Consider the following 26,283-nt stretch of genomic DNA (forward strand, 5'->3'; position numbering starts at 1 on the left):
TATTCATATAGGGAAGGTTAGGGGAACTGAAAGTATGAAAGTAAATCGTTCGCTTCATTACATTTTTTGGCGTTGGCATTTTTATGCTGGGCTTTTTATTACACCGCTTCTTATTACGTTGTCACTGAGCGGAATTGGGTATTTATTTCGGGAAGAGGTTGAAGATTTCATCTATAAAGATTTATATTTTGGGAAGAGCGCTCAAACAGAATCTATTTCGATGTCTGATTCTATTTCCTTAACAGAGAAAAAATATCCGCATTATAGTGTGGCGAAAATTAGTGAGTTTAATGGGGATTATAATACGAGACTTACGATTGCAAATGAATATACTGGACAACAAAAATATGTGTATTTAGATAGTAATAATCAAATTGTTGGGGATCAAAATGCAAGTGAAACGTTTGCCAATATCATGCGGGAATTACATAGTTCTCTTTTAGTTGGTGGCACTGTCGTTAACTATACTGTAGAACTTGCGGCATGCTGGACAATCTTTTTAATTGTGACTGGGTTGTATATGAGTATACGCCAGTTCAAAAACACACCGGCATCCAATAAGCGAGAAAAAGCAAAACGACGTCATTCTATTATCGGTATTATATTTACAATTCCACTCGTTCTGCTAGTCGCATCTGGATTGCCGTGGTCAGGATTTATGGGCAACCAAATTTATAAAATTGCATCGTCGAATGAATCGCTCGGATATCCGAAATTGTATATGGCACCACCTGAATCGAAGGTAAAAGAATTACCGTGGGCAACTAGAAAAGAAGCTCCTCCTGAATCGAATTCAAATGAACCGAAAGCAATTCCTGTCGATGAATTACAAAAAGGAATTGAGATAAAGAAGCCATATGTTATCTCACTACCAGCTGATCCGAAAGGTGTGTTCACTGTTTCGAAATCAAGCGGTTCCGGTATTACGGGTATGCATGTTGCACCAAATGAAGAAATAACAGCTTATTTTGATCAATATAGCGGAGAACTCATTTCCAAAACGGACTATCGAGATTATGGATTACTTGCACAATGGTTCACTTACGGTATCCCGCTTCATGAAGGTCATTTATTCGGATGGCCAAATAAAATATTATGCTTACTAACGACATTATCTCTACTGCTTCTTATTTATTACGGAATAAAAATGTGGTTAGCAAGAAAGCCGAAAGGAAAATTAGCAGCACCGCCAAAGCAAAGAGATAAGAAAAGCGTACTCGTTTTCTTTATCATGATGGTTATACTAGGCGCTGTCATGCCTTTATTTGGACTGTCTGTTTTAGTTATTTTTGCGATCGAACTTCTCATATACGTATTTTCAAAAATACGATCATAATGAAAAAAAACCACTCTACAAGAGTGGTTTTCTTCATCACTGCGCCGTTTTCTTTCGGTACATCTTCCCGTTCCAATAGAAGAATCGTGAAGTGAGACCACCGTATTTTACAATGCGCCGTGCCATTTTGTGCATATTCTTTTGTGCTGATACTTTTTGGTCTGATAAATAAATACCAAGTAATCCTCGGCTTATAAGGCGATGAAACTTCGCATGAGGCAAATCACCAATGCTTTTCTCTGCTTCTTCTACAAAATGTTTCATACGATCTAATATAGCTTGCTCGTTTTCGTAATAACTACAGAAATTCAAATCCCCGCCAGCGCGGTCTTCTTCTTGATCAATGAAATAATCAAGTAAGATATGAAGTCCTTGTACGTAAGGGAAGTACCCTTGTCTAATTTTCGCAATATCTTCATCATGTAATTCATCATGAAATGCATATGCTACAAGACAGAAAATTCCAAGTGTAGAACCGGCACATGCTGAAAATTCAAACCAACTCATCTCTGGTAAGTTTTCTTTATGCGCTTCAAACCACTTTTGTAATCGTGGTTCTCTTTCTTCTAATTTCACATGTTTATGAATTTGCAAATCACAATAATAACAAGCAAGTTCATGAAGAATAGGAGCAATTTTGTCATAGTGCTTCGTTTTCTTTAAAACATCTTGGCATGTTTCAACAAGTTCATCTAAATAACCACCATCATCTTGATCATCACGATAACGATAATAATTACCGCCACCTTCTACTTCAGGTGATAATGCCATTAACATGGACTCATGCAGTGCGGCAAAATCATTTGGATCAAGTGATGTACTGCGATCACATAAATTATCTAAGTAGTCACTAATCGTTTGATATGCGACGATAAAACGAATACATTCCTCTCGGTGTTCATTTGCTAATAGCGCTAAAATGCCACCGCCCTCGCAATGAAACGTTTTATGCTCAATACTTGCGATTGCCTGACTATGAAGCTCATCATTCGGAATATGGTAGGCACGCTCTTTCCACATCGCTAGCTCATGGTGTACAACCGGAAACACATCACGGTATACTTTCGCCATGAGCGTTATGGGATTACTCGGTACGTTCACTTCTTCCTTCATCTCCTCTATTCAATGTACAAATAATTTACTTATTTGTTTCTATTATGTTATTGATGCGTATTTCAGTAAATGACTGAATATAATTCAAAATTTCATCACGCTCATACTCGTTTAATAACTCATGATAACAATTCGGCCATTCTTTAAAAGCCTTATCACTTATTTTAACATTATCAAACCAAGTGCGGACACGTGTTTTATCTACAAGTTTATCCTCACACGCCTGCATTAGCAAGAGCGGAACATCTGGAAAATCACCTATTTTTTTATGAGCAATTTCAATAGACTTAATCAATTCACTATACCAACGTACTGATACTTTGCGCAAGAACAATGAATCATTCTCCATCGCGTCCCGAACTTCATGATTACGAGTTGACATTTCCACTGTAAGGTTCGTTGCAAATTGCAATTTTGGAGCGATAATATTTAATATTTTTGAGGCAGCTTGAAGTGGCGCTGAAGGTCCAGCCAATACGCCTAAACATGGTGAACTTAAAATAATGCCGTCTACATCTTCTCTCTTCGTTTCCTGCATCATACGAATGACAATAAGACCACCCATACTATGACCGAATATAAAAATAGGTAACCGATACTTTCTTGCCTCTTTCACCCATAATTTAACTTCCTCTATGTATTCATCAAATGAATCAATATGTCCTCTATTTCTTGAAGTCGTTCCATGTGATGGAAGGTCTCCCATCACGACGTGGTAACCGATATGATTCCACATTTCCGCAACGGCCTCGTAACGTCCGTGATATTCCATTGCGCCGTGCACGATAACGACTACAGCCTTTGCTTCCTCTGCTTCATAATTCCACATACGAACCTCCTCCATTTCACTCTTTTTCATAATTTGATACACTAAAACTAGTCTCTAGGAAAGGAAGGCTTTATATGATATATCCTTACAAAGAAAAAAATCCGAAAATTGCGAGTAGTGCTTTTATCGCTGACTACGTTACCATTACAGGTGATGTTTCCGTTGGCGAAGAATCAAGTATTTGGTTTAATACCGTCATACGCGGCGATGTATCACCAACAATCATCGGAGATCGGGTAAATGTACAAGACCAATGTACACTGCACCAAAGCCCGCAGTATCCTCTAATTTTAGAAGATGATGTTACAGTTGGACATCAAGTTATTTTACATAGCTGCCATATTAAAAAAGATGCTTTAATTGGAATGGGATCTATTATATTAGATGGTGCTGAAATTGGTGAAGGAGCCTTTATTGGTGCTGGAAGCCTCGTTTCACAAGGAAAGAAAATCCCGCCGAACACGTTAGCTTTCGGTCGTCCAGCGAAAGTCGTTCGTGAGTTAACAGAGGAAGACCGTAAAGACATGGAGCGAATTCGCACGCAATACGTTGAAAAGGGTCAATATTATAAATCACTACAAAAATGATTTTACTGCTGCCATAATACTGGCAGCTTTTTTATATAAAATCTAACTTTTTCTTTACAAAACATTATTACTCCCTCAACAAAATCTTATTAAAATAAAAGCTAATATCTCCATATATATGTAAACGAGGGAGGAGAATTTTCATGAAGGTCAGTGGACTATATAAAATAGAATGTTACATTTTCAAAGGTATTAACCGATACTTTGATCAAAAAACATTAAATATCTTTTTCAGCAATATTACTCATATCGGTGGCGCGACTTTCTCCATCGCACTCACACTTTTCTTTTTAATTTTCGCAGGTGGAACTTTGCATCAAGCTGCAATTGCAACTGCTATTTCGTTAGCAATTAGCCATATCCCTGTGCAAATATTAAAAAGATGGTATCCACGAAAACGTCCTTATTTAACAATTCAGGATGCAAAATATCCAGTCCATCCATTAAAAGACCACTCTTTCCCGTCTGGTCACACAACAGCCGTTTTCTCTGTCTTTATTCCATTTATTTGCTATAATCCAAGCTTACTTATTTTCCTATTACCGTTAGCATTATGCGTTGGTATTTCGCGCATTTATTTAGGGCTTCACTATCCGTCTGACGTATTCGTCGGTATGTGCCTCGGCACTTGCTCTGGCATCATCTCTTTTTATCAATTCATCCCACTTTTCACATAAAGGAGTGATATGATGAGAGTCGCCATTTTTACCGATACTTTTACACCACAAGTGAACGGGGTTGCGAAAACGTTAGAGCGGTTAACACGATATTTTCAGAAAGAAAAAATCGCCTATTCTGTTTTCGCCCCTCAACATACAGCTGAAGATAATTTCGTAGCGAATGTGAACAAGATGAGAAGTATCCCGTTAACAATATTATATCCAGAATGTCGTTTTTCTTTTCCTACTCCGCGCATTAAACGAGAACTTCTTTCCTTTAAACCTGACATGATTCACATTGCTACACCTTTCAACATGGGACTTTGTGGATTGTATTATGCAAAAAAATTAAACATCCCAGTTGTCGGTTCTTATCATACTGATTTCGATGCTTATTTACGCTATTACAAAATCGAATTTCTCTCCAATATGCTTTGGAACTATTTAAAATGGTTTCATAGTCATATGCAAAAAAATTTCGTACCCTCTCCTGAAACATTACATCAATTAAAACATAAAGGCTTTCAGGCCCTCTCTATTTGGGGACGTGGTGTAGATTGCAATCTCTTTCATCCATCTTACAATACAGACCTATTCCGAAAAAAATATAATATTACAGCGAAGTACGTCCTTTCCTATGTTGGACGGATTGCTCCTGAGAAAGATATTGATACGTTGCAAAATCTTATCGTTAAATCAGCACATACTCGAAGTGACATTCATTGGCTTATAGCAGGAGACGGTCCTCTAGCAACAAGTCTTCGTGAAGATGTTCCGAAAACAAATGTCACGTTTACTGGCTATTTACAAGGTGCAGATTTAGCTGAAGCATATGCTTGTTCTAACATCATGGTATTTCCATCAGCTACTGAAACCTTTGGAAATGTTGTACTTGAATCGCTTGCATGCGGTACACCTGTCATCGGTGCAAATAGTGGCGGGGTTAAAAATATTATTACAGATGGAAAAACGGGAATTCTTTGTCCGCCCAAAAATGAGGACGCATTTCTATCATCCATTTATTCTTTATTACAAAATGAAGAAAAACTGGAGCAGATGGGAATAGCAGCTTCGTCTTATGCGGAATCAAAAAGCTGGGATGAGATCTTTCGTGGCTTGCTTAACCAATATGAAGAAGTCCTTCAGCATAACGCATCAGAGTTACTTGCTTAAATAGAAAAACTCCCTTCTAAAAAACGAAGGGAGTTTATTACACATTTGTAGAATTCACTTAAATAAATAATACACAAGGTTAAATATCAATTTATTCCTATATTCATTATAACAAAAATAAACATAACTAAACAGACTTGTAATAAAAACCCATAAAAATTAATATATGGTTATACAGTATTTTAACTGTATGGTGATTTTAAGAATTCCCCTTAAAATCAACTTACTCACATACCTTTATACAGTAATTGTTCCCCAATTTCTGTATACAAAAAAACCTTTCATTCATTTGAAAGGTCTTTTTGAGCCTGCACATATTCTTCTTTCGTATTCACATTTATAAACCAATCTGCATGCGCTTGTACATCTTCACCAGCAATATACTTCACATTACATTGTGATAAAAGCTGACCCATACTTCTTTTTTCTTCTTGAAGCAAAGCATAAATCTTTTCTTTCACGCGGTTATGGTACGCTGCAAGTAACGGTTGTTTTCTTCCATTAATAATAGGTACGACTGCATCATATTCATCACTCGTTTGCTCTAATAAAATGGCAAACCATTCATGCGAAACATTTGGTGCATCGCATGGCATAATAGCATACCAATCTGCTTCTATGTATTCCATGCCTGATACGATTCCAGCAAGTGGTCCGTTTCCTTTATAATGCGGAATATCTTCTATAACAGGAACTTGTACAAATTGCTCTACCCGCTCTTTTATATCAGAGTGACTAATGACTACAACTTCTTGGAGCGTCCTTGTCATTACTTTCAAAATATGCTCAATAAACGTACTTCCTTGCCAACTCGCTAATGCTTTCGGCTCGCCGAATCTACTCGACATACCGCCCGCTAATACAATTCCAGCCCATGTACTCATTGGCGATGCAGCTCAAATGTAATGTGACCTAATTCTGGTAAAATCAATTTATTCATCGCAAGGCGAACTGCTCCGCTAGATCCCGGCATTGAAAAGACTACTTTGCGCCCAATCGTACCACCGATTGCTCTACTTAACATCGCACTACTTCCGATATCCTCCAAATAACTAATCATGCGGAATAACTCACCAAATCCAACAATTTCTTTATCTAATAGCGCTGATACTGCTTCAATCGTCACATCACGTTTCGTAATACCAGTTCCGCCATTTGTTAAGACAACATCAACATCTTCCCTATGATAACCAGCTAACACCGCTTGCTGAATACTCTCTTTGTCATCTTTTACAATTTCATAAGAAGTCACTGTATGGCCTGCTTCTTTTAGCAATTCATGTAATAATTGTCCGCTCTTATCTGTCTCCTCTGTACGTGTATCGGAAATTGTTACGATTTTACACCGCACTTCTTTTGGCGCTTGTTTTTTATGTTCGATTACGCTCATTTTTTATCTTTCCTTTCATTAAGCTTTGTAAAATTATGTATAAATTAAAGTGTTCAATATGATACAATAAAGGTATATTTATCCATATAAGGGGATCTATACGTGATTCAAAATATAAAACGATACGTACCTATTATACCATTCCTAATCATATTATCCCTTTTTCAATGCATCGCTTACGGGTTTGATATTAACTTTTTAAAATTATACGTACTGATGCCTGATGGTGGTATTCGTTACTATTTAACTAGTACATCCATTCCACTTGCCCTTGCCTACCTTGTAGATTTTGTATGGAAACAAAAACTTAATTAAAGGAGGTACATATGAAAAATAGTACAATTTATACAATACTATTATTTTTCATTTCTTTATTAGGGCTATGTTTTTCTTCTGCCGTTCATGCTGAAGAGAGCAATACGAATGCAATACAAGTAAACATAACAAATTGGAATGAAGATAAAAATACGTCTGAACAACAATCGAATCTCCTCCCAAAAAAGAATTCTGCTCGGATCCAGCTCTACCATAATAACGGTAATCCGATTAAAACAAACATCTTAGAATCTTCTCCAAAAACAAATTTATATTTATTTGCTATCTCTAATTATTATATAGACAATACAAGCTATAGAGACTATTACTTCTCAGAAGCAACAACAGAAAATATAGAGACCATTGAAAAAGATTCAATACACTCCTTAGAAAAGATTTTACATTCAACTTCTTATACTCCTACGTCCGTTGCAGCAAAGAGAAATTATCATTACTCCTTTTATTCTGGGACTAAATTAACAACAACTATTACATTTAGTCAGAACAGTTCTGTCGTAGACATTAACGGAAAAACAGGATCTGTGTGGGATATTACGGCATTTCATACTATTAAAAACACAGTTATAAACCCACCCTTTATAAGCTGGCATACACAATTATCTGTACCTTATTCATCACAACTTTTAATAGATTTCGTCCCTGATTCCACTATGCTCCCAACAAGAATTTTTTCAAACTTAACTGGTTTTAGCATAAACAGTAACTCATCATTAAGTGACAAATATGGAAGCTGGACGCTGGAGAAAAATCTATTTAACCCAGTCCCAAAAACAGCTCAAATGAATACAAAAATTAGAACTTCAAATACTGCTGGCAATTTAGGTTTACAATTAAGTCACACTTACGTACGTGCCGGTGGTATTACTCACTCTACAGGAATAGTTTCCACATATGTACCAGATAGATGACACTATACATTTCTTAAAAAGGAGATTCATTATGGAACTATACAAAAAATTAACAACAACATTCATCCTCTTATTCGTCGCTTCCATCACTGTCGGCTTTTCTCTAAAAGGAGCAATCCCATACGCTACATTAGTGAGCATTATATTCGCCACGCTATTTTTACTAAGCAGTGCATTTTGCGCAGGTAAAGCACGTCAAATGAAAGGATGACCATCCATGTTCCGTAAGAAACCACCCCTTTGTAAATCATGTCAAAAAGAAATACAAACGAATGAAAAAGCGTGGATTCATATGCCCTTTCCGACAAATGGTATGACGAATATGAAATAGTATATTGAGCCAGAAGGACAAATTTATCGTAGCTCGTGTGTTGAAATAATGAACACAAACTAGTAAATACAAAAGGGGGACTTACATTGTTTGAATCAAACCGTATCCAGTTACGAAAGTTTTCCGAAGATGATATTCTAACATATTATAAATGGCATAATGATATAGACGTTATGAGTTCAACTACTCTCACTCTTGATAAATATTCCCTTCAAGACACAGAAAAACTTTGCCAGCAATTTATTCATTCTTCGGACTCTAAGAGCTATATCATTGAAGAAAAATCTACGCATCTTTCAATTGGTATTACTTCTTTAATTCATATTGATTCGTATAATCGAAACGCTGAATGTATTATTGATATTGGTAACAAGGATTACTGGGGGCAAGGTTATGGGAAGGAAGCTTTCACCTTATTATTGGATTATGCATTTTTAGAATTAAATTTACATCGCCTTTCTTTACGAGTATTTTCTTTTAACGATAGAGCAATTAAATTATATAAATCGCTCGGTTTTCAACATGAAGGAACTTGTAAAGAAGTTATATTCCGCAATGGCAATTGGCATGACATTGAACTCTTCGCTTTATTCCAACGTAATTATAAATAAAAAAAGCTTTGCGCTCACTGCGCAAAGCTTTTTTTCATATATTATAGACCAGCTTGCTCTTTTAAAGCTGCAGCTTTGTCTGTACGTTCCCATGTTAGATCTACATCAGTACGTCCGAAGTGGCCGTAAGCTGCTGTTTGTTTGTAAATTGGGCGACGTAAGTCTAGCATTTTAATAATACCAGCTGGGCGAAGATCGAAGTTGTTACGAACTAGTTCTACTAATACGTCTTCAGATACTTTACCAGTGCCGAATGTATCAACTGAAATTGATACTGGTTGTGCTACACCGATTGCGTATGCAAGTTGTACTTCTGCTTTATCAGCAAGACCAGCTGCTACGATGTTTTTCGCAACATAACGAGCTGCATATGCTGCAGAACGGTCAACTTTTGTTGCATCTTTACCAGAGAATGCACCGCCACCGTGGCGAGCGTATCCACCGTAAGTATCAACGATGATTTTACGTCCTGTTAAACCAGCATCACCTTGTGGTCCACCAATTACGAAGCGGCCAGTTGGGTTGATGAAGAATTTCGTTTCTCCATCCATTAATTCTGCTGGAACTACAGCCTTAATTACATGCTCTTTTAAATCGCGATCGATTTCTTCCCATGTAACATCTGGATGATGCTGTGTAGAAATTACAATTGTATCTACACGTACAGGTTTACCATTTTCATCATACTCAACTGTAACTTGCGTTTTTCCATCCGGACGTAAGTATGATAATGTGTCATCTTTACGTACTTCAGTTAAACGGCGAGCTAATTTGTGAGCAAGCGAGATTGGAAGTGGCATTAATTCTTGTGTCTCATTACATGCGAAACCAAACATTAAACCTTGGTCTCCTGCACCAATTGCCTCAATCTCAGCGTCAGTCATTTGACCTTCGCGTGCTTCTAGCGCTTGGTCAACACCCATAGCGATGTCAGCAGATTGCTCATCGATAGATGTTAAAACTGCACAAGTTTCTGCATCGAATCCGTATTTTGCGCGTGTGTAACCAATGCCTTGAATTGTTTCACGAACGATTTTTGGAATATCTACGTAAGTAGAAGTCGTAATTTCCCCCGCTACCAATACTAAACCAGTTGTTACAGTTGTTTCACAAGCTACACGTGCATTTGCGTCTTTTGATAAGATCGCATCTAAAATTGAATCAGAAATTTGGTCACAAATTTTATCTGGATGTCCTTCAGTTACAGACTCAGATGTGAACAGATGACGTTTTTTTGTCATGTGGTAAACCTCCCTACAGTAATTGTATATATTGTACGGAACTCATCCTTAATTTGCCACAAACTGCGACATACATTTATTCTCCCACAAGCATACAGAAAAACCTTTCCTATTTTACATAGAGGAAAGGTTTAATTTGCTACTTGCATACTGCTTTTTGCCCTTCGCTCTTATCGTTCGAGACCTGTAGCCTCGCACAGGTTTTAGCACCTATTCACCTGTATTTACCACTACAAGTGAGGTTGCTGGGCTTCATCGGGCCTGTCCCTCCGCCAGCTCGGGATAAGAGAGTATCCGTCCCAACCTATACTAAAGAAATGATATTCATTTGTCAATTAATATTCACATTTTCCTGAAAGTTTTTCTCAATGCGCCTAAATTGAAATATTAATAAGGAAATAATGTATTCACACAAACAAAAAGAAATAAATAGTATACATTATTTATATAATTGTGTTATACTCTTGTTGGGGATTACGAGAAATATTTCATTAAATGAAAAGGATGGTATATAAATATGAGTACTGTGAATGTCCAAATTGGTTTACACGAATTATTGAACGGAAGCAATGCACAGATTCAACTAAGTGTTCCGCAATTAGTGGAAAAAGTATTAATGCGAAATGAAGGGAAATTGACTTCGACTGGTGCCGTTTCTGCTTCAACAGGAAAATATACAGGACGTTCTCCTAAAGATAAATTTATTGTGAAAGAAGCATCGGTTGCTGACAAAATTGCTTGGGGAGCTGTGAATCAACCGATTTCTGAAGAACATTTTAATAAATTATATACGAAAGTTTTAGAATACTTAAAAGAAAAAGAAGAGTTATTCGTCTTCAATGGATTTGCAGGCGCTGACCGCAATTACCGCCTACCAATTCAGGTTATTAATGAATATGCATGGCACAATTTATTTGTACATCAATTATTCATTCGTCCAACTGAAGAAGAATTAACAACTCATGAATCAGAGTTCACAATTGTTTCTGCGCCGAATTTCAAAGCTGATCCAGCTGTTGACGGTACAAACTCTGAAGCATTCATTATGGTTTCATTCGAAAAACGTATCGTACTAATTGGTGGTACTGAATACGCTGGAGAAATGAAAAAATCAATCTTCTCTATTATGAACTTCTTACTACCTGAACAAGATATTCTTTCTATGCATTGCTCTGCAAACGTAGGTGAAGAAGGCGACGTGGCACTATTCTTCGGATTATCTGGAACAGGTAAAACAACATTGTCTGCTGATCCAAACCGTAAATTAATCGGCGATGATGAGCATGGATGGTCTGATAACGGTGTATTCAATATTGAAGGCGGTTGCTACGCAAAATGTGTAAACCTTTCTCACGAGAAAGAACCACAAATTTTCGATGCAATCAAATTTGGATCTGTTTTAGAAAACGTTATCATTAATAACCAAACACGTATCGCAGACTATAACGATACTACTTTAACAGAAAATACTCGTGCTGCATACCCTATGCATGCGATCGACAATATCGTACTGCCAAGTGTTGCTGGACACCCAAATACAATCATTTTCTTAACTGCTGATGCATCTGGCGTATTGCCTCCAATCAGTAAGTTATCAAAAGAACAAGCTATGTATCATTTCTTAAGTGGTTACACTAGTAAACTAGCAGGAACAGAGCGCGGTGTTACATCTCCGCAAGCAACATTCTCAACTTGCTTCGGTTCACCATTCTTACCACTTGATGCATCTCGCTATGCTGAAATGCTTGGTGAAAAAATCGAGAAACACGATGCGAAAGTATTCTTAGTAAACACTGGCTGGACTGGTGGCGAATACGGCGTTGGAAAACGTATGAACTTAGGTTACACTCGTGCAATGATTCAAGCTGCATTAAACGGCGAACTTGCGAAAACTGAAACAGCTAAACATGACATCTTCGGTCTTGAAGTTCCACTTCACGTACCAGGTGTACCTGACGAAGTGTTAATGCCTGAACAAACTTGGGCTGATAAAGCTGCTTACAAAGCAAAAGCAATCGAGCTTGCGAGCGAATTCAAAGAGAACTTCAAAAAGTTCGACAGCGTTTCTGAAGATATTATTAACTTAGGCGGTCCAATCGCTTAAGTACAAACTTTCTGTTGGAATAACCCTTTTACTCATATGAATAAGTGTCGTGTAACCGTAAAGTTTCGCGTACTCACCGACAAAACCCAATGCGGCTTAACGGTTACACACACTTACATAAAAAAGAAGCTTACGTTTTTTACGTAAGCTTCTTTCTATATCTTCTCTCTTCATCCGTGATATAGTTCGAATAAATTACAGAAAATTCATTTTATAGTCATTCGTTTTTAGTTTTTTACGCTATAATTTACATATACAGGAAAGGGTGAAGCTTATGAAAAATTTTTCTCGTACAGGAAAAATTTTATTCAGTTATGGAGCAATCCAACTGTTTTGGGGACTTGTAATGCTTAACGTTAATTTATTTGAGCATACAAGTGAAACAATAAAATATATTGTTCTAATTACCGGCATAGTTTTTTGTATTATATCCAACTTTTTAAAAAAAACTAAGAGTCATACTAATACGTGATTTCATATTAATTTATCGGAAGCGGAAACCTGTATTTTATGCAAAGTTACGCTTCCTGTTGTACTATCCATCGCCGGATTCTCTATTCCATCTAAAAAGATGCTTTTTATCTTTTTAGCTCTTCGTTAATTCTTTTTCATCTTTCATGCTATAGTATCCTAAATTAACAACAATTAAGAAATAGCCGCCCATAATCCCTACTGCAAATGCCCACATCACCATGTGGTGCTCAATTTCGTACATAATAATAGCACCTAAAATAGCCGCAGCAAAACGATTAAACATACCAAGCGTCGGTGCTTTCGTTTTCTTTACGATACTATCTCCAAGCTTCTCAATTCGTCTCCCTAAAAGCCAAACGCAATACATACTTACGATAAGTCCAATTCCAGCGCCTAAAAAATGTGCTGAAAACGGTGTTAACATCCATCCTATTAACAAAATACCTAGTATATAATACGATTGAATTTTAAATGACCTTAATGACATACTAATCATGCTGTTCTCCTCTTCAGTGATTTTTATCTATCCAACAAAAAATTTCTTTCAAGTTTATACTGCTTACATCCATTTCAATCAAATCAAAAACAACATAAACGATATGTTTACGTTGTTTAAATGTTTTTAGGAAATAATATTATACAAGATTTCAAACATCATATTCTTATAATTTGTGACGTTTTTCCAAACATTTTTCGTCCATTTATGAAAAAAGTGATATCAATCTATGAACATACGGATATGATGTAATAAGCACACAAATAAAGGGGGCGTCTAATGATTTATTTTTTAATGGCTCTCATCCACCTTATTATCCCTGCACTTATTGGACTTTCATTGTATTGGTACACGAAAAACCATAGTATTTTCTATGCTGTCCTCGGTGTCCTTCTTCCAGGTATTATTCTTATTACACTCTTCCGTATTCCATTTTTAAACTTAATCCCACTTATTACTGCTATCTTATTTCTCGTCTTCTTACCAAAAATAAAAAAATAGGAAAGCAGATCATAGGTGATCTGTTTTCCTATTTTGATATAGGTTCCCCCGCAATAGAATGAACTTTTACTTTCTCCGATTTCACAAACCATAGACCGAAAAAAATGATAATTCCACCGATTATTTGTTGAAACGATACATATTCATCTGCCCATACAGCTGCAAATAAAACAGCTACAAGCGGCGTTATATACATATATACCATCGTATGTGACGCCCCAATTTTTTGAACACCAACATACCACATCACTAAACCAAATACCGTTACAAAGAAAATCGAATATAGTAAAGCAAGTAATGTCATTCCATGTGTAATGTGAAATGGCATTATAAATACGTGTGGTCCACTTAACAATAAGAGCGGAATCGCACCAACTAATGCTGACCATGCGGTAACACGTAGTGCTGAATATTTTTTAATTAATGGACCAGCTAAAACAGGATAAAGCCCCCAGCATATTGATGTAATGAGCCCAATTCCATTCCCGTAAAAAGAACTAGCAAGTGAATGCCCTGCTACTAAAACTAATGCTGCCCCACCAAAAGCAATCATAGAACCGATTAACTTTCGAGAAGAAAATTTTTCTTGTTTCAAGAAAATCGCAAATAACGTTGTAAAAATAGGTGAAATAGAAATGAGTAAAGAGGCATTTGTAGCGGATGTATATTTTACAGTTTCCATAAATAATGTTTGATACAGTATAATACCTACAACGCTAACGATGATTAATCTAGGTATATCCTTTCTCTCCATATAAATCGACTTTTCAATAAAAAATGTAAGAAGTAACATAAGCGGTGCCGCCGATATCATCCGAAGTGCAGTAAACTCAATTGCTGTAAATTCTAAAAGTCCATACTTCGCAATCGTATAGTTAATCCCCCAAATAATAACAACACTTAAAATTAATAACTCAATTCCCCATCTTCTCATGCGTATCCCCTCCGCAAATAAAATTATACAGAAAATTCAATCATATGTACATTTCATTATGTGAAAAGATCTTTATATCTTGCGAACCTTTTGGTACATGAAATTATATCGGCGATTTTCTAAATATATCAGCGCAACTCGAATTATATCAGCGATTTTTTAAATATATCGACTTACCAACAAAAAACGATAATAATAGCGACTTATCCAATAAAAAAAGGTGGTTCCAAAATACATTTTGGAACCACCTTTCCTTTACTACACTCGCACATGTAACTTCATATTTGGATTATAAAACTGGCTCGGACTCTTCAACTGAAAAGTTCCTCCACCTTCATGCCAATCAACTGTTAACTTATCATCCATAAATACAAGCTTTGTGCGATCTGCGATAAAGCTAAACTGGCTTGATTCAATATCTACATCACGCTCATCTTTTTCTGCTACAGCTACTAAATCAATGATGCCGCTCATTACACAACCGCAACCTTCATTATCGTAAAATAACTTTATATATTTCGCTTCACTTGGAATCGTATCCATAATCTTTTTATATGCTGTTTCTGTTACAGTAACGTACATACGTTATTCATCCTCTCTTCTCGTATCTTTCATATATTGTACCACCATTTTTCCTAAAAGATATGTACAGAAAATTGATACCCTATCTTCTTAGGCCTACTCGGTAGCTTTTTTATTTCTAGCGGAATTGTATTACAACATATCCTTCCCTATTCTCCTTCTATTGCTTGGATTTTAGGCTTTATTTGTTTTCTAAACGCTTATTATTCTATAAAAAAATAAAAATCACTTTAAAAATGTACGATTGATTTACAGTTAATCTTGACATAGATGTTACTTTGTTTCCACAAGAAAAATGGTTGCTCTAATGGAAACACTGGGGCTACCGGGATCACTGGACCTACCGGAAACACCGGACCTTCTGGGAGCACCGGGCCCACTGGCTCTACTGGGCCGACTGGCACTGCGGGTAATGCTTCAGCAAAAAGTATTGTGTTTCAAGGAACAAACGCTGGTTTTCAACGTATAGCGGGTTCTCCTGGAATTGACTCTAATGTTATTCCATATATCACTGCTGGATCTGGTAGTATAGTTGGTTTTGCTGCGTCTATAAATGTAAATAACTTACCTGCTGCTGTTTATACAATTGATATTTGCAGGAATGTCCTCACAAACCTCACTGCCCCTACCTCTAGTTACATTCTATCTACTATTACCTTAACTACTACTGACAAAATTACCGGAACTATAGTATTTTCCATTAAACCGACAGATACTGGCTCGGGACAAATTCAAGTGTTTAATCCTACTCCAGCAATAGGTCCCGCTACTATAACTTGGATTAGCATTACAACTGGAAATCCAGTTTCTAGAGGAGATGCTATATCTCTTTATATTAACCCTGGAATTACTGCCAGTGCTGTATATTCTATTTTTCTAATCACTGATATTTAGTTCTCTCTTAGAAGTAATTTATTTAACAAAAAAGGGAGATCACCCTCAAGTAAGTGATCTCCCTTTTAAACATAGTTTTTCATGATATCGGTAATATAACCTTCACCGTCGTTCCAACCCCAACTTCACTTTCAAAACTCATTTTACCGTTGTGGTCTTTAATAATTTTTTCTGTAACTACTAAACCTAAACCAGTTCCCGTTTCTTTTGTTGTGTAAAAGGCTTCATTTAGCTTCGGAATTTTATCTTTTGGAATACCGCACCCCTCATCCTTAACTTGAACAATGATTGCATCTTCTACAGTCACTTTAATCGTAATCATTCCACCAACTGACATTGCCTCAATCGCATTTTTAATTAAATTAAAAAATACTTGTTTTAATCGTTTTTCATCGCATATAATCGATGGTATGTCTTTACTATAAATACCTTGTATGTGAACTCCTTGCTTTAAAGCAGGCTTCCCCATAACTCGAATAACATAAGCGATAATTTCTTCTATACTATGAATTTCTGATTCTAGTGATTTAGATTTCTCAAATCCACTAAGTTCTGTAGCAATTGTATGAATTCGTTCCACTTCTTGCTTCATAATATCACTATATATTTTATCCTCTGGATATTTATTTGCTTGCTTATTCACAAATTTCTCCAAATTCGCTAGAGGTCTTTTAATTTTGTAACCAATAACTGTTGCCATTTTTCCAACAGTTGCTAGCTTTTCTGTTTGTTGTATTTCTTTATCCATCATCTCAAGCGTACGAACGTAAGATTGAAACCTCAAAAACATAATCCAACATATGACAGTAAATACGCTATATAATGCCATCGGGATTAAAACGAGTGAAGAGTGAATAATGATTCCTATGAGAGCGTATTTTCCAACAAGTATGCTTGGGACTAGCCAAAAATATCTTTTGTTCACAAAGAGTGGGGCAAATAAAATAAAAAATCCTTCTACTATATTCCCACCATCAAACTCAGCATCACTACCATAGTAAATCATAAAATTATGGATAAAATCTAATAGGTTATATCCAATTAGAATAATATATTTCACTGCAAATAGATTCTTCCATTTCATGAAGTATACTCCAATACAAAACAAAATCACCATCAGAAAATAAAGCCATAAACCCAAACCGTCTTCAAATTCTCCTACTCCTTCTTGCTCTCCTCCTATTAAAGGTACAATAAATTCGTAGGCAAGATCGTATACAAAAAATATAATGAAAAATAAACTTAAAAATATTTTCAGTGCCTTCATTTCTTCATTTTTAAATATATCGTCTTTATTCATATGGTAACTCCTAGCTTTTCTCCCACTTGGATTTCACTATTTCCACGTTGCTTCGGGAGAATGATATCTATTCTGGTTCCAATATCTCTTTCACTTGAAATATGTAATTCACCAAGATGCTGCTCAGTAACAAGCCGATTCGCTACTGTTAGTCCCAGGCCAATTTTATCTTGTTTCGTTGTATAAAAGGCTTCTGTAACACGAGCTAAATTTTCTTTCTTAATACCGTAACCATTATCGATTACACTTAGTATTACATAATCTTGTCCTTTATTTTCTAACCGTAACTCTAATGTGCCACCTTGCTCCATTGCCTCCAGAGCATTTTTTATGACATATAGAAAGACTCCTCTTATTTTCCGCTCATCACATTCAACTTCTATCGTCTTTTCTTCCACATTAGAAATAAGCTGGACGCTAGATTCATTCATTTTTTCGCGAAGAATTGTTACTGCTTGTAATGCAATTTCACCTATATTATATTTCTTATAAATAGAAGGTTTACATGTAGCAACTTCCATCAATTCACTTATCATATTATTCATATTTTCTATTTCAAAAATCATCTGTTTGTAAATAGGGTCCTCTGCATGCTTCTCTCGTTGTAATTGCGTAAACCCTTTTAATGAAGCAAGTGGATTTTTAATTTCATGTCCCACTGTCGCTGCCATTTTTCCGATCACTGCTAATTTTTGTGATTCACTAGCAATCTTAATACTTTTCTTTACCGCTGAAAGGTATTGTATAAAGCGATTTAAAATGATATATGCCACTATTAATACGAGTGTATACATAATGAGGAACATAAACGCTTTTACTTCCTCTAATACAAATAAGTAAATTACATATTTCGCTACAATAGTTGAAAGTACAAACACAAAATATTTTTTATTTAAAAATATAGGTACAAAGAAGATGAGAATAATTTCTATTATATTTACCCCATCAAATGCCGCCTCATTATAAAGAATATACGAAAGTATATTAGCAATCTCTATTCCTAAGTATGCAAATATACATGCATATTTAACGAAATTCGCTTTCTCTTTCTTTATTAAATATACATTCACACCAAGTATTGCTGTTCCACAAATAACTTGCCATAATATGCTATGTCCCTTATCCGTTAGTGATTTATTTTCTAATACAATTGCATATAAAACTTGGTATGAAACAACCATGACATATAGCACCCACAAAAGGATTTTTGCATTCCTTTCTTCTTCTTTATATGATAAAAAACTTTCTTTCACTTCAACACCCCTTCAAAATAATATCTCGAAGAATACCATTTATTATAATAAATGATTTTCTTAGACAAACAAAGAGAAATCGAACATTTTAGGGAAATCATGCCAATACAGCGAATTATCTTCAGGCTATATAAGCATAAAAGCTATAAACAATAATACTTATATTATGGGCGCAAAAAAATAAAAAAGCATAACAACGCTTTTGGGAAAGAGTGTATGAATAGGAGGCTCATTCATGTTTGTTACCGTTGAAAAAGATGTGCATATTTTTGTGCAAGATGTTAATCCTGGTCCCGGTAGTAAAACTGTTTTCTTCGTCCATGGCTGGCCCTTAAATCATCAAATGTACCAATATCAACTCAATGTGTTACCACAGCACGGTTTCCGCTGCATCGCTATGGATATACGCGGAAACGGGCAATCTGATAAACCGTGGACTGGTTACACATACGATCGTTTAGCAGACGATATCGCCATTGTTCTAGAAGCACTTCAAGTAGAAAATGCTACATTAGTTGGTTTCTCAGTAGGTGGTGCTCTTTCTATTCGGTACATGTCTCGCTATAATGGTCATCGTATTTCTAAACTTGTATTAGTCGATGCTGTTTCCCCCTCTTTCGTTAAAAATCAAGAATCTCCCTATGGTGTCCCAAAAGAACAAGCAGATACCCTTATTAATCAAATGTATGCCAATCTGCCTAAATTTTTAAATGATGTATCTTTATCATTTTTTAATAGAAACTTAGGATCTGCTACGTTAGAATGGTTTTCTTATCTCGGTATGCAGTCTGCTTCCTACGCTCTCATCAAAATATTACAAGCAGCCGCAAATGAAGACGTAACAAAAGATTTAAGTAAAATTAACGTCCCAACAAAAATATTCCACGGTATTCACGATCAACTTATCCCTTATAAAAGCGCTGAACTCACACAAAAGCGGATTAAAAACTCTCAGTTACATCCTCTTACAAATAGTGGTCACGGTTCTCCAATCGATCAAGCGGATGAATTAAATGAAGAACTTATAAAATTTTTACGTTCATAAAAACCTATGCCAAATCGCGTTAATATGAACGCAGTTTTTGAAAAGGTTAAAATTCACATATTTCTCACAAATCAATCAATAAAACGATTACATTTTCATTTATACTAAATGTACAGGTAATACTCCCTAAACCCAGCTTGTCTGGTTACCCCGTTAAATACTATAAAAAAGAACTTGTATCGTTATACAAGTTCTTTTTGTTTTTCTATTTAAAAAGTATATCTTTACTATACTGCTTTCCAGCAAGTAAATCATATTGGAGCATTTTATATTGTTCTAACATTTCTTTTTGTTCTTTTGTTAAATCTGTTATCTCTTCCCCATCTTTATTAACCTTTAACTCATCTCTCAGAACCGGTATTTCTTTATGCATTTCCGATAAAAATTGATAAAATGGTGATTGATTTAATCCTGCATAATCAAAAACAAGACTAGAAAAATAAATTGGACTTACTAAACCTAAATTGTCATTTGGCAAATCGAAATTCGCATACATTAACAATGGTGTTTCTGACATAATTAATCTTTCTCTCACCGTCTCTTCATTTTCTATATATCCTGCTTCTTTATAAATAGATTTGTTAGTTCCTAACATAGGTAAATGATCTCCAAAGAAGACTAATAAAGTAGGCCTGTCTAACTCATCTAGCTGCTCTATTAAATATTGCAACGCTTCATCCGACAGTCTTACCCCTTCTGTATATGCTTCTAATTCCGCTTTCGATTCCTCTTCTGTTAATCCACTAATTTCTATTTTATTTTCACCAAACATATTTGGTGTATATGGAAAATGATTTTGCATCGTCACCGCATGAATAAATGTAGGTTGTTTTCTCTTTTTTAATTCATCTATTATTTCTTTACTCATAGATAAATCACCAATATTATCTCCAACTACTTCTGTATTTTTCATCGTGTCTTCTGCATTAAAATTATCGAATCCTAATGTTTTATATACATCTTCCCGTTTATAAAACGATCGATTAAAGGCATGAATTGCACTTGCATAATACCCTTGCTTTTTCAATTCACTTGCAATAGATGGAACTTCTTTCTGACTTGGAATAGCTTGTTGATACGGTATAGAACCTGGCATTAAAAGGCTCATCGAGTAACTCGTTAATGCTTCAAATTCTGTATTCGCTGTATTCCCTCCAAATGTAGGAGCTATCGTTTGTCCCCCTGGGAAATTCTCTGTATAACGATGTAAATTCGGCACTGGATCTTCGCTAAATGAAAGATTCGTTAATTTTGTCGGATCCCAAAATGCTTCACTCATAATATATATAATGTTCGGCTTCTCTACCTTTTTTTGCGCTTTTACTTTATCGCCATATTGCTTTTCTATATCCTTTGCAATTTGCTGTACATTTTCTTTTGAATATTCCTCTGGCTCTTTTATGACTGTCGTATCTAAATTACTTAAAAATCCTATAACAAAACCATTCCCCTTATAATTTGAAGCTTGATTCCATGCGCGGATGTCTACCCCAGCTTTTGTAAATATATTATTCATAAAGGTAGTAGGGTAGTTACTATATGCATACAACATAAACGCAGAGCCACATATTAAAATTATCCTTATAATAATATGTGATTTTATAACTGGAATGTATTTTCTTATATACATAACTATAAATATAAGTAAAACAATACTAACTATCATCAGAAACATATTCCAAAAACTGAAATAATCCATAACCATCGGTATAACGGAATTCATATGGCCAATCTGTGTAAAATCAGACGGATAGAATGGCTCCCCTCTAAAAATGAGCTTAAAATGGTTCACCATCACAAAAATAATTAAAACTAAGCTAGTTATCGTTGTACTTAAGAAAACTTTTCCAATCAAATTATATGCAAAAACGTATACCATATAAATAAATAATAGGCTTAATATATACTGTCCATATTGTAAATACACCCATGTATTTACTACTATAAGATTCATATCCTCCTGTATCAGGATATACATCCAATTCATTGTATGAGCAATTAAAAATAATACAACATAAACTCGAATAGCTGGCCTAAGCTTATGACTGATACCTTTATTTAAATGAATGATGTATAGTAGTACACTCCACAAAACAATAATGAGTATACTTAGCTGGATTTTCCCATTAAAAAATTCTTTAGTTTTCTCGAATTCGAAAGACCTTAACATAACAAAAAACAGCGTTTCTAAACAAATCGCCCACATTCCACTAAGAATGATAGAAATTAGTAGGTTCTTCCTCGGCTCCTGAGGAGAAAAACTAAGATAAAATTCATCTCTTCTTCGTTGTTGTGTTAAAACATTAAAAAGCAATTTATTCCCTCTTTCCTTTACCCCTTCGTCTCGCATCAAAAAACATATTGTCCTATACAAAATAACATATTTGTATGCAGTTAGTCTCCCTATGTGTTTGTATTATACACGTATATCCTTAATTTCCCCTTAAAAAATACAACTTCTTCATCTCTTCTATATTCTAGTAGCATAATAAATAAACTATACTTTACAAAATTGTTATCATAAAAAAAGAACCTATCAACACTGACAGGTTCTCCTTTATTTTAACAGAAATAGTCATATTTATTACACAAGAGAATACATCCATACTTTCCATATAATACATACAAGTACGATAACTACAAAATCAAAAAGATCTAATCTCGGTCCCTTTTTCATATTCATCTCTAGCCACATATGAACACACTTTATTTTTGTATACTTTTGAATGTTGCTCTTTGCAAATCGGTAAACGAGTACTTGCATAATAAAAAATCCGACTACGAAAATAAACAATAAAATGAGAAAATCGACCACAAAATTCCTCCCTATTTTTGCAGCGATTTTTCTACTATCTGATTTCTCAAAACCCACTCTTCAAATTGAGCACTTCCAAATTCCCAGCTAAGATCACGAGCATGTACAGAAAAAACGTAATAACCAGCATATTCGTCCATAAATCTACCTGTTTCGATCTCATCTTTCTGAAGACCATATGCTCCAAAATTAAAATACACATCCCACACGTCTTCATCCTTCCGCTTATAAGCAATCGATTCCATATCACATTCTGTTCCGAAATAATCAAGATGTAAATGTACGCTATCATCATATTCGTACTCCATTTTATCACCCCTTATATTTGTACTTCTTTATCACCCAAAAAATTCCTGCTATCTACACTCACATATGGGCACTTACCTACATATCATGCTTGTAGAGTGACTTCTAGGAGGTGTTATATAGTGAAAAAATTAATAGCTGTTTTTTGTATCATGTTACTAGCTGTTTTCACATTTGCTGCTTGCAGTAGTAAAAAAGAAGGTACGAAAGAACAAACTCAAAACATTCGGGTCGGCGAAGTTACCCATTCCCTCTTCTATGCCCCGTTATATGTTGGGATTAAAAAAGGATTTTTTAAAGATGAAGGATTAAATATTGATCTACAAACAACAGCTGGCGGAGATAAAACGATGACCGCCCTATTATCTGGCGGCATTGATATTGCTCTCGTTGGTTCTGAAACGTCCATTTACGTTCATCAACAGGGCGCAAAAGACCCTGTCATTAACTTCGCACAGCTTACACAAACAGATGGAACATTTTTAGTTTCGCGTAAAAAATTAGACTCTTTTAATTGGAATGACGTAAAGGGTGTTACGTTTTTAGGACAACGTAAAGGCGGCATGCCGCAAATGGTTGGAGAATACGTTTTAAAGAAAAATGGCATTGATCCTCACAAAGATACAAACTTAATTCAAAACATCGAGTTTGCTAACATTGCAAATGCCTACGCATCTGGTACGGGAGAATTTGTACAGCTCTTTGAACCGACTGCAAGTATATTCGAAAAAGAAGGTAAAGGTTATATCGTTGCTTCGTTCGGAAATGAATCAGGTACTGTTCCTTATACATCGTTCATGGCAAAAGAAAGTTTCTTAAAAAAGGATAAAGCTGCTGCTGAAAAATTCACACGTGCTCTCTATAAAGCGCAGCAATGGGTTGATACTCATAGTCCAGAAGAGATTGCTGAAGCCGTTTCTCCGTTATTTAAAGACACTTCAAAAGACATTACAGTAAAAGTAATCGAACGGTATAAAAAGCAACATTCTTATGCGACAAATCCGCTATTAGATGCTGAAGAATGGAAACAGCTCCAAACGATTATGAAGGAAGCTGGTGAATTACAAAAAGAAGTTCCACATGAAGCGCTCGTCAATACAAAAATTGCCGAAAGCGTTATTAAGAAATAGAGGCGAAGTGTATGAGTTTTTTACAAATACGTAACGTTTCTCACTGCTTTTTCGCAAAAGAGAATGCCAAACTGATTCTCGAAGATATGAGTTTACAAGTAGAAGAAGGCGAATTCATTTCTATACTCGGTCCAAGTGGTTGCGGCAAAACGACACTCCTCTCCATTATTGCCGGGTTGCTTGATCCAATTGAAGGTATCGTCTTTTTAGATGGTGAGCCCATTACAACGAAAACTCCATCTATGGGGTACATGTTGCAGCAAGACTACTTGTTTCCTTGGAAAACAATTGAAGAAAATATTATGCTTGGACTTCACACCCGAAAAATTTACAATGAACAGACGAAAAAACATACTTTACAGCTTTTAAAACAAGTCGGTCTACATGACGTAGAAGAGCAATACCCTCGTGAACTATCCGGCGGTATGCGTCAACGTGCCGCTCTCGTTCGAACGTTAGCGACCGACCCCAAAATTTTATTGCTAGATGAACCATTCTCAGCGCTCGATTATCAAACGAAATTGAAACTAGAAGATCTCGTTTTCAACTTACTACGTAAATATAAGAAAACTTCACTACTCGTGACACATGATATTGAAGAAGCAATTGCGATGAGTGATCGTATTTATTTACTACAAGCAAATCCCGGAAAAATTGCAAAAACATTTATCGTCCCGGAAGGCATCCGCTCTTTATCACCGTTAGAATCACGCCACCACCATGACTTCCCATCCCTCTTCCAAGATATATGGAAGGAGTTGGAACGCCTTGGATAATATAAAGCAACTACATGAACAGTTTCGGAAGAAAGAACGCAGACGCGCATGGTTAGCCAGGTCTTTACAACTTTTACTGCTCATTCTTTTCTTTGCACTATGGGAAATAGCTAGCAAAAAAGAGTGGATTGACCCTTTACTCTTTAGCTCTCCTTCAAGCATTTGGGATCTCTTCCTTAGTAAATGGCTTGACGGTTCGCTTTGGGTCCACATATGGACGACATTACTTGAAACGGGAGTAGGCTTCATTCTTGGAACAGTGCTCGGAGCCATTATCGCTACTTTCCTTTGGTGGATACCACTTCTCGCCCGCGTACTTGATCCATATCTCGTCGTCCTAAACGCCATGCCAAAAGTGGCACTTGGTCCGATTATTATTGTAATCTTCGGCCCAAATATTTCTTCGTCGATTGCAATGGGAGTAATCATTTCCATCATCATTACCATTCTCGTTATTTACAGCGCATTTCAAGAAGTCGATTCTAACTATATAAAAGTGATGGACACATTCGGCGCAAATAAATGGCAATGTTATAAACAAGTAGTTCTCCCTGCATCCTTCCCAGCCATTATTTCAACGTTAAAAGTAAACGTTGGTTTATCATGGGTCGGCGTTATATTCGGCGAACTTCTCGTCTCTAAACAAGGTCTTGGCTACTTAATTAGCTATGGATTCCAAGTATTTAATTTCACGCTCGTCTTACTGAGCGTATTACTCACCTGCGTCCTCGCCACACTTATGTATGTGTTTGTTGAGGCGTTTGAAAAACTTCTAATTGGGAAAAGAAAAAAAAGCTGACTTAGGACGATAAACTATAGTCAGCTTCTTTCTTTTACTTTTTATCACACATCTTTGTTTCATTTTTAACGTTTCCATCCGCAACCGTAACTGTATGGAAACAATCTTTCACACGTACTGTAACGACATTATCTTTTCGATCTATCACATGATAATCATTAAACTTTTTATCCAATGCACTACGAATTTGCTCCCCTTCAAAAATCGGAAAACCGTGAGACATTACCCAAATGAGACCAGCAACAGCAAGAATCGTTTTCATACGTTTCATTACCTCCTCGAGAGTAAACTTATAGCCCCTACAACACGCGCATTATAATTGTGTCTAAATTGTGACATTTTTATACTAATTCTATTTTA

General features: G+C 35.8%; 29 protein-coding genes, 1 pseudogene and 1 riboswitch. Of the genes and pseudogenes, 16 read left to right on the forward strand and 14 right to left on the reverse strand.

Features of this window, described 5'->3' with window-relative positions; all coding sequences use genetic code 11:
- Positions 1-34 precede the first annotated feature (34 nt).
- Positions 35-1,336 (forward strand): PepSY-associated TM helix domain-containing protein, encoded by a 1,302-nt coding sequence (locus ATN06_RS24250; protein WP_060632626.1) that lies wholly within the window; start codon positions 35-37, stop codon positions 1,334-1,336.
- 36 nt (positions 1,337-1,372) lie between these two features.
- On the opposite strand, the gene ATN06_RS24255 is transcribed toward ATN06_RS24250, so the two are convergent.
- Both ATN06_RS24255 and ATN06_RS24260 read right to left on the reverse strand, forming a co-directional pair.
- Positions 1,373-2,437, reverse strand: coding sequence for a tetraprenyl-beta-curcumene synthase family protein (locus ATN06_RS24255; protein ID WP_029440200.1), 1,065 nt, complete (start codon positions 2,435-2,437; stop codon positions 1,373-1,375).
- 37 nt (positions 2,438-2,474) lie between these two features.
- A complete protein-coding gene (locus ATN06_RS24260) occupies positions 2,475-3,278 on the reverse strand; it encodes an alpha/beta hydrolase (RefSeq protein WP_060632627.1) in 804 nt (267 codons plus the stop codon).
- Positions 3,279-3,352: 74 nt separating this feature from the next.
- Between ATN06_RS24260 and ATN06_RS24265 the strand changes: the two genes are divergently transcribed.
- From ATN06_RS24265 to ATN06_RS24275, 3 genes are all read left to right on the forward strand, one after another.
- A complete protein-coding gene (locus ATN06_RS24265) occupies positions 3,353-3,865 on the forward strand; it encodes a gamma carbonic anhydrase (RefSeq protein ID WP_000640209.1) in 513 nt (170 codons plus the stop codon).
- Positions 3,866-4,008: 143 nt separating this feature from the next.
- A complete protein-coding gene (locus ATN06_RS24270) occupies positions 4,009-4,542 on the forward strand; it encodes a phosphatase PAP2 family protein (protein WP_029440202.1) in 534 nt (177 codons plus the stop codon).
- A gap of 12 nt (positions 4,543-4,554) precedes the next feature.
- Positions 4,555-5,697, forward strand: a complete 1,143-nt coding sequence (locus ATN06_RS24275; protein ID WP_060632628.1) for a glycosyltransferase family 4 protein — start codon at positions 4,555-4,557, stop codon at positions 5,695-5,697.
- 281 nt (positions 5,698-5,978) lie between these two features.
- Here the strand turns inward: ATN06_RS24275 and ATN06_RS24280 are convergent, their stop codons facing one another.
- Positions 5,979-6,581: a molybdenum cofactor guanylyltransferase gene (locus ATN06_RS24280; RefSeq protein WP_060632629.1), complete on the reverse strand. Its 603-nt coding sequence runs from the start codon at positions 6,579-6,581 to the stop codon at positions 5,979-5,981.
- Entirely contained in the window at positions 6,578-7,087 is a 510-nt protein-coding gene (locus tag ATN06_RS24285) for a MogA/MoaB family molybdenum cofactor biosynthesis protein (protein WP_060632630.1), read from the reverse strand. Before ATN06_RS24285 ends, ATN06_RS24280 begins: the two co-directional genes overlap by 4 nt.
- A 102-nt stretch (positions 7,088-7,189) precedes the next feature.
- On the opposite strand from ATN06_RS24285, the gene ATN06_RS24290 reads away from it, so the two are divergent.
- The 4 genes from ATN06_RS24290 to ATN06_RS24310 all read left to right on the forward strand — a co-directional run bounded on the left by ATN06_RS24290 (position 7,190) and on the right by ATN06_RS24310 (position 9,273).
- A complete protein-coding gene (locus tag ATN06_RS24290; protein WP_060632631.1) occupies positions 7,190-7,402 on the forward strand; it encodes a hypothetical protein in 213 nt (70 codons plus the stop codon).
- 11 nt (positions 7,403-7,413) lie between these two features.
- Positions 7,414-8,331, forward strand: a complete 918-nt coding sequence (locus ATN06_RS24295; RefSeq protein WP_060632632.1) for a hypothetical protein — start codon at positions 7,414-7,416, stop codon at positions 8,329-8,331.
- Positions 8,332-8,362: 31 nt separating this feature from the next.
- The gene (locus ATN06_RS24300) at positions 8,363-8,542 is read left to right on the forward strand and encodes a hypothetical protein (protein WP_000424805.1); all 180 of its coding nucleotides are present in this window, start codon (positions 8,363-8,365) and stop codon (positions 8,540-8,542) included.
- A 206-nt stretch (positions 8,543-8,748) separates the two neighbouring features.
- On the forward strand, positions 8,749-9,273 hold the full coding sequence (locus ATN06_RS24310; RefSeq protein ID WP_060632634.1) for a GNAT family N-acetyltransferase: 525 nt from the start codon (positions 8,749-8,751) through the stop codon (positions 9,271-9,273).
- A 41-nt stretch (positions 9,274-9,314) separates the two neighbouring features.
- On the opposite strand, the gene metK is transcribed toward ATN06_RS24310, so the two are convergent.
- Positions 9,315-10,514, reverse strand: coding sequence for a methionine adenosyltransferase (gene metK, locus ATN06_RS24315; protein ID WP_000163118.1), 1,200 nt, complete (start codon positions 10,512-10,514; stop codon positions 9,315-9,317).
- A gap of 167 nt (positions 10,515-10,681) precedes the next feature.
- Positions 10,682-10,803: riboswitch (SAM riboswitch) on the reverse strand.
- A gap of 228 nt (positions 10,804-11,031) precedes the next feature.
- On the opposite strand from metK, the gene pckA reads away from it, so the two are divergent.
- Both pckA and ATN06_RS24325 read left to right on the forward strand, forming a co-directional pair.
- Complete coding sequence (pckA, locus tag ATN06_RS24320; protein WP_060632635.1) at positions 11,032-12,618, forward strand: phosphoenolpyruvate carboxykinase (ATP); 1,587 nt, start codon at positions 11,032-11,034, stop codon at positions 12,616-12,618.
- 274 nt (positions 12,619-12,892) lie between these two features.
- The gene (locus ATN06_RS24325) at positions 12,893-13,090 is read left to right on the forward strand and encodes a hypothetical protein (protein ID WP_060632636.1); all 198 of its coding nucleotides are present in this window, start codon (positions 12,893-12,895) and stop codon (positions 13,088-13,090) included.
- Positions 13,091-13,204: 114 nt separating this feature from the next.
- Here ATN06_RS24325 and ATN06_RS24330 read toward each other — a convergent pair whose 3' ends face one another.
- Complete coding sequence (locus ATN06_RS24330; protein WP_060632637.1) at positions 13,205-13,588, reverse strand: ATP synthase subunit I; 384 nt, start codon at positions 13,586-13,588, stop codon at positions 13,205-13,207.
- A 279-nt stretch (positions 13,589-13,867) separates the two neighbouring features.
- On the opposite strand from ATN06_RS24330, the gene ATN06_RS24335 reads away from it, so the two are divergent.
- On the forward strand, positions 13,868-14,089 hold the full coding sequence (locus tag ATN06_RS24335) for a hypothetical protein (protein ID WP_000639043.1): 222 nt from the start codon (positions 13,868-13,870) through the stop codon (positions 14,087-14,089).
- Positions 14,090-14,117: 28 nt separating this feature from the next.
- Here ATN06_RS24335 and ATN06_RS24340 read toward each other — a convergent pair whose 3' ends face one another.
- Both ATN06_RS24340 and ATN06_RS24345 read right to left on the reverse strand, forming a co-directional pair.
- The gene (locus ATN06_RS24340; protein ID WP_060632638.1) at positions 14,118-15,023 is read right to left on the reverse strand and encodes a DMT family transporter; all 906 of its coding nucleotides are present in this window, start codon (positions 15,021-15,023) and stop codon (positions 14,118-14,120) included.
- A gap of 258 nt (positions 15,024-15,281) precedes the next feature.
- Positions 15,282-15,605: an iron-sulfur cluster biosynthesis family protein gene (locus tag ATN06_RS24345; RefSeq protein ID WP_060632639.1), complete on the reverse strand. Its 324-nt coding sequence runs from the start codon at positions 15,603-15,605 to the stop codon at positions 15,282-15,284.
- Between the two features lie 303 nt (positions 15,606-15,908).
- Here ATN06_RS24345 and ATN06_RS24355 point away from each other — a divergent pair.
- Positions 15,909-16,499: pseudogene (locus ATN06_RS24355) on the forward strand (collagen-like protein); the annotation flags it as partial.
- A gap of 79 nt (positions 16,500-16,578) precedes the next feature.
- Here ATN06_RS24355 and ATN06_RS24360 read toward each other — a convergent pair.
- Positions 16,579-17,799, reverse strand: a complete 1,221-nt coding sequence (locus ATN06_RS24360) for an ATP-binding protein (RefSeq protein WP_060632640.1) — start codon at positions 17,797-17,799, stop codon at positions 16,579-16,581.
- The gene (locus ATN06_RS24365) at positions 17,796-19,052 is read right to left on the reverse strand and encodes an ATP-binding protein (protein WP_060632641.1); all 1,257 of its coding nucleotides are present in this window, start codon (positions 19,050-19,052) and stop codon (positions 17,796-17,798) included. The genes ATN06_RS24360 and ATN06_RS24365 overlap by 4 nt, the downstream gene beginning before the upstream one ends.
- A 235-nt stretch (positions 19,053-19,287) precedes the next feature.
- Between ATN06_RS24365 and ATN06_RS24370 the strand changes: the two genes are divergently transcribed.
- Positions 19,288-20,097, forward strand: a complete 810-nt coding sequence (locus ATN06_RS24370; protein WP_016085844.1) for an alpha/beta fold hydrolase — start codon at positions 19,288-19,290, stop codon at positions 20,095-20,097.
- Between the two features lie 205 nt (positions 20,098-20,302).
- On the opposite strand, the gene ATN06_RS24375 is transcribed toward ATN06_RS24370, so the two are convergent.
- The 3 genes from ATN06_RS24375 to ATN06_RS24385 form a co-directional block, all read right to left on the reverse strand.
- Positions 20,303-22,447, reverse strand: coding sequence for an LTA synthase family protein (locus ATN06_RS24375; protein WP_060632642.1), 2,145 nt, complete (start codon positions 22,445-22,447; stop codon positions 20,303-20,305).
- A 234-nt stretch (positions 22,448-22,681) separates the two neighbouring features.
- Positions 22,682-22,912 (reverse strand): hypothetical protein, encoded by a 231-nt coding sequence (locus ATN06_RS24380; protein ID WP_060632643.1) that lies wholly within the window; start codon positions 22,910-22,912, stop codon positions 22,682-22,684.
- Positions 22,913-22,923: 11 nt separating this feature from the next.
- Positions 22,924-23,220, reverse strand: coding sequence for a DUF3986 family protein (locus ATN06_RS24385; RefSeq protein WP_060632644.1), 297 nt, complete (start codon positions 23,218-23,220; stop codon positions 22,924-22,926).
- Between the two features lie 120 nt (positions 23,221-23,340).
- On the opposite strand from ATN06_RS24385, the gene ATN06_RS24390 reads away from it, so the two are divergent.
- From ATN06_RS24390 to ATN06_RS24400, 3 genes are read left to right on the forward strand one after another with little or no spacing between them, the layout of a single operon-like run.
- Positions 23,341-24,348: an ABC transporter substrate-binding protein gene (locus ATN06_RS24390; RefSeq protein WP_060632645.1), complete on the forward strand. Its 1,008-nt coding sequence runs from the start codon at positions 23,341-23,343 to the stop codon at positions 24,346-24,348.
- Positions 24,349-24,359: 11 nt separating this feature from the next.
- The gene (locus ATN06_RS24395) at positions 24,360-25,124 is read left to right on the forward strand and encodes an ABC transporter ATP-binding protein (RefSeq protein WP_060632646.1); all 765 of its coding nucleotides are present in this window, start codon (positions 24,360-24,362) and stop codon (positions 25,122-25,124) included.
- Positions 25,117-25,923 carry an ABC transporter permease gene (locus ATN06_RS24400; RefSeq protein ID WP_016135516.1) on the forward strand — a complete coding sequence of 269 codons (807 nt, stop codon included), beginning with the start codon at positions 25,117-25,119 and terminating at the stop codon, positions 25,921-25,923. Before ATN06_RS24395 ends, ATN06_RS24400 begins: the two co-directional genes overlap by 8 nt.
- 34 nt (positions 25,924-25,957) lie before the next feature.
- Here the strand turns inward: ATN06_RS24400 and ATN06_RS24405 are convergent, their stop codons facing one another.
- Positions 25,958-26,185 carry a hypothetical protein gene (locus tag ATN06_RS24405; protein WP_000849109.1) on the reverse strand — a complete coding sequence of 76 codons (228 nt, stop codon included), beginning with the start codon at positions 26,183-26,185 and terminating at the stop codon, positions 25,958-25,960.
- Positions 26,186-26,283 lie beyond the last annotated feature (98 nt).

Origin of the sequence: Bacillus thuringiensis, from assembly GCF_001455345.1 — a bacterium.
GTDB classification, from domain to species: domain Bacteria; phylum Bacillota; class Bacilli; order Bacillales; family Bacillaceae_G; genus Bacillus_A; species Bacillus_A thuringiensis_N.

Coding starts and splice junctions, on each gene's coding strand:
- ATN06_RS24250 (WP_060632626.1), top strand. CDS start 35: ATGAAAGTAAATCGTTCGCTTCATTACATTTTTTGGCGTTGGCATTTT.
- ATN06_RS24260 (WP_060632627.1), bottom strand. CDS start 3,278: ATGTGGAATTATGAAGCAGAGGAAGCAAAGGCTGTAGTCGTTATCGTG.
- ATN06_RS24265 (WP_000640209.1), top strand. CDS start 3,353: ATGATATATCCTTACAAAGAAAAAAATCCGAAAATTGCGAGTAGTGCT.
- ATN06_RS24270 (WP_029440202.1), top strand. CDS start 4,009: ATGAAGGTCAGTGGACTATATAAAATAGAATGTTACATTTTCAAAGGT.
- ATN06_RS24275 (WP_060632628.1), top strand. CDS start 4,555: ATGAGAGTCGCCATTTTTACCGATACTTTTACACCACAAGTGAACGGG.
- ATN06_RS24280 (WP_060632629.1), bottom strand. CDS start 6,581: ATGAGTACATGGGCTGGAATTGTATTAGCGGGCGGTATGTCGAGTAGA.
- ATN06_RS24285 (WP_060632630.1), bottom strand. CDS start 7,087: ATGAGCGTAATCGAACATAAAAAACAAGCGCCAAAAGAAGTGCGGTGT.
- ATN06_RS24295 (WP_060632632.1), top strand. CDS start 7,414: ATGAAAAATAGTACAATTTATACAATACTATTATTTTTCATTTCTTTA.
- ATN06_RS24300 (WP_000424805.1), top strand. CDS start 8,363: ATGGAACTATACAAAAAATTAACAACAACATTCATCCTCTTATTCGTC.
- metK (WP_000163118.1), bottom strand. CDS start 10,514: ATGACAAAAAAACGTCATCTGTTCACATCTGAGTCTGTAACTGAAGGA.
- pckA (WP_060632635.1), top strand. CDS start 11,032: ATGAGTACTGTGAATGTCCAAATTGGTTTACACGAATTATTGAACGGA.
- ATN06_RS24325 (WP_060632636.1), top strand. CDS start 12,893: ATGAAAAATTTTTCTCGTACAGGAAAAATTTTATTCAGTTATGGAGCA.
- ATN06_RS24330 (WP_060632637.1), bottom strand. CDS start 13,588: ATGATTAGTATGTCATTAAGGTCATTTAAAATTCAATCGTATTATATA.
- ATN06_RS24335 (WP_000639043.1), top strand. CDS start 13,868: ATGATTTATTTTTTAATGGCTCTCATCCACCTTATTATCCCTGCACTT.
- ATN06_RS24340 (WP_060632638.1), bottom strand. CDS start 15,023: ATGAGAAGATGGGGAATTGAGTTATTAATTTTAAGTGTTGTTATTATT.
- ATN06_RS24345 (WP_060632639.1), bottom strand. CDS start 15,605: ATGTACGTTACTGTAACAGAAACAGCATATAAAAAGATTATGGATACG.
- ATN06_RS24360 (WP_060632640.1), bottom strand. CDS start 17,799: ATGAATAAAGACGATATATTTAAAAATGAAGAAATGAAGGCACTGAAA.
- ATN06_RS24370 (WP_016085844.1), top strand. CDS start 19,288: ATGTTTGTTACCGTTGAAAAAGATGTGCATATTTTTGTGCAAGATGTT.
- ATN06_RS24375 (WP_060632642.1), bottom strand. CDS start 22,447: ATGCGAGACGAAGGGGTAAAGGAAAGAGGGAATAAATTGCTTTTTAAT.
- ATN06_RS24385 (WP_060632644.1), bottom strand. CDS start 23,220: ATGGAGTACGAATATGATGATAGCGTACATTTACATCTTGATTATTTC.
- ATN06_RS24395 (WP_060632646.1), top strand. CDS start 24,360: ATGAGTTTTTTACAAATACGTAACGTTTCTCACTGCTTTTTCGCAAAA.
- ATN06_RS24405 (WP_000849109.1), bottom strand. CDS start 26,185: ATGAAAACGATTCTTGCTGTTGCTGGTCTCATTTGGGTAATGTCTCAC.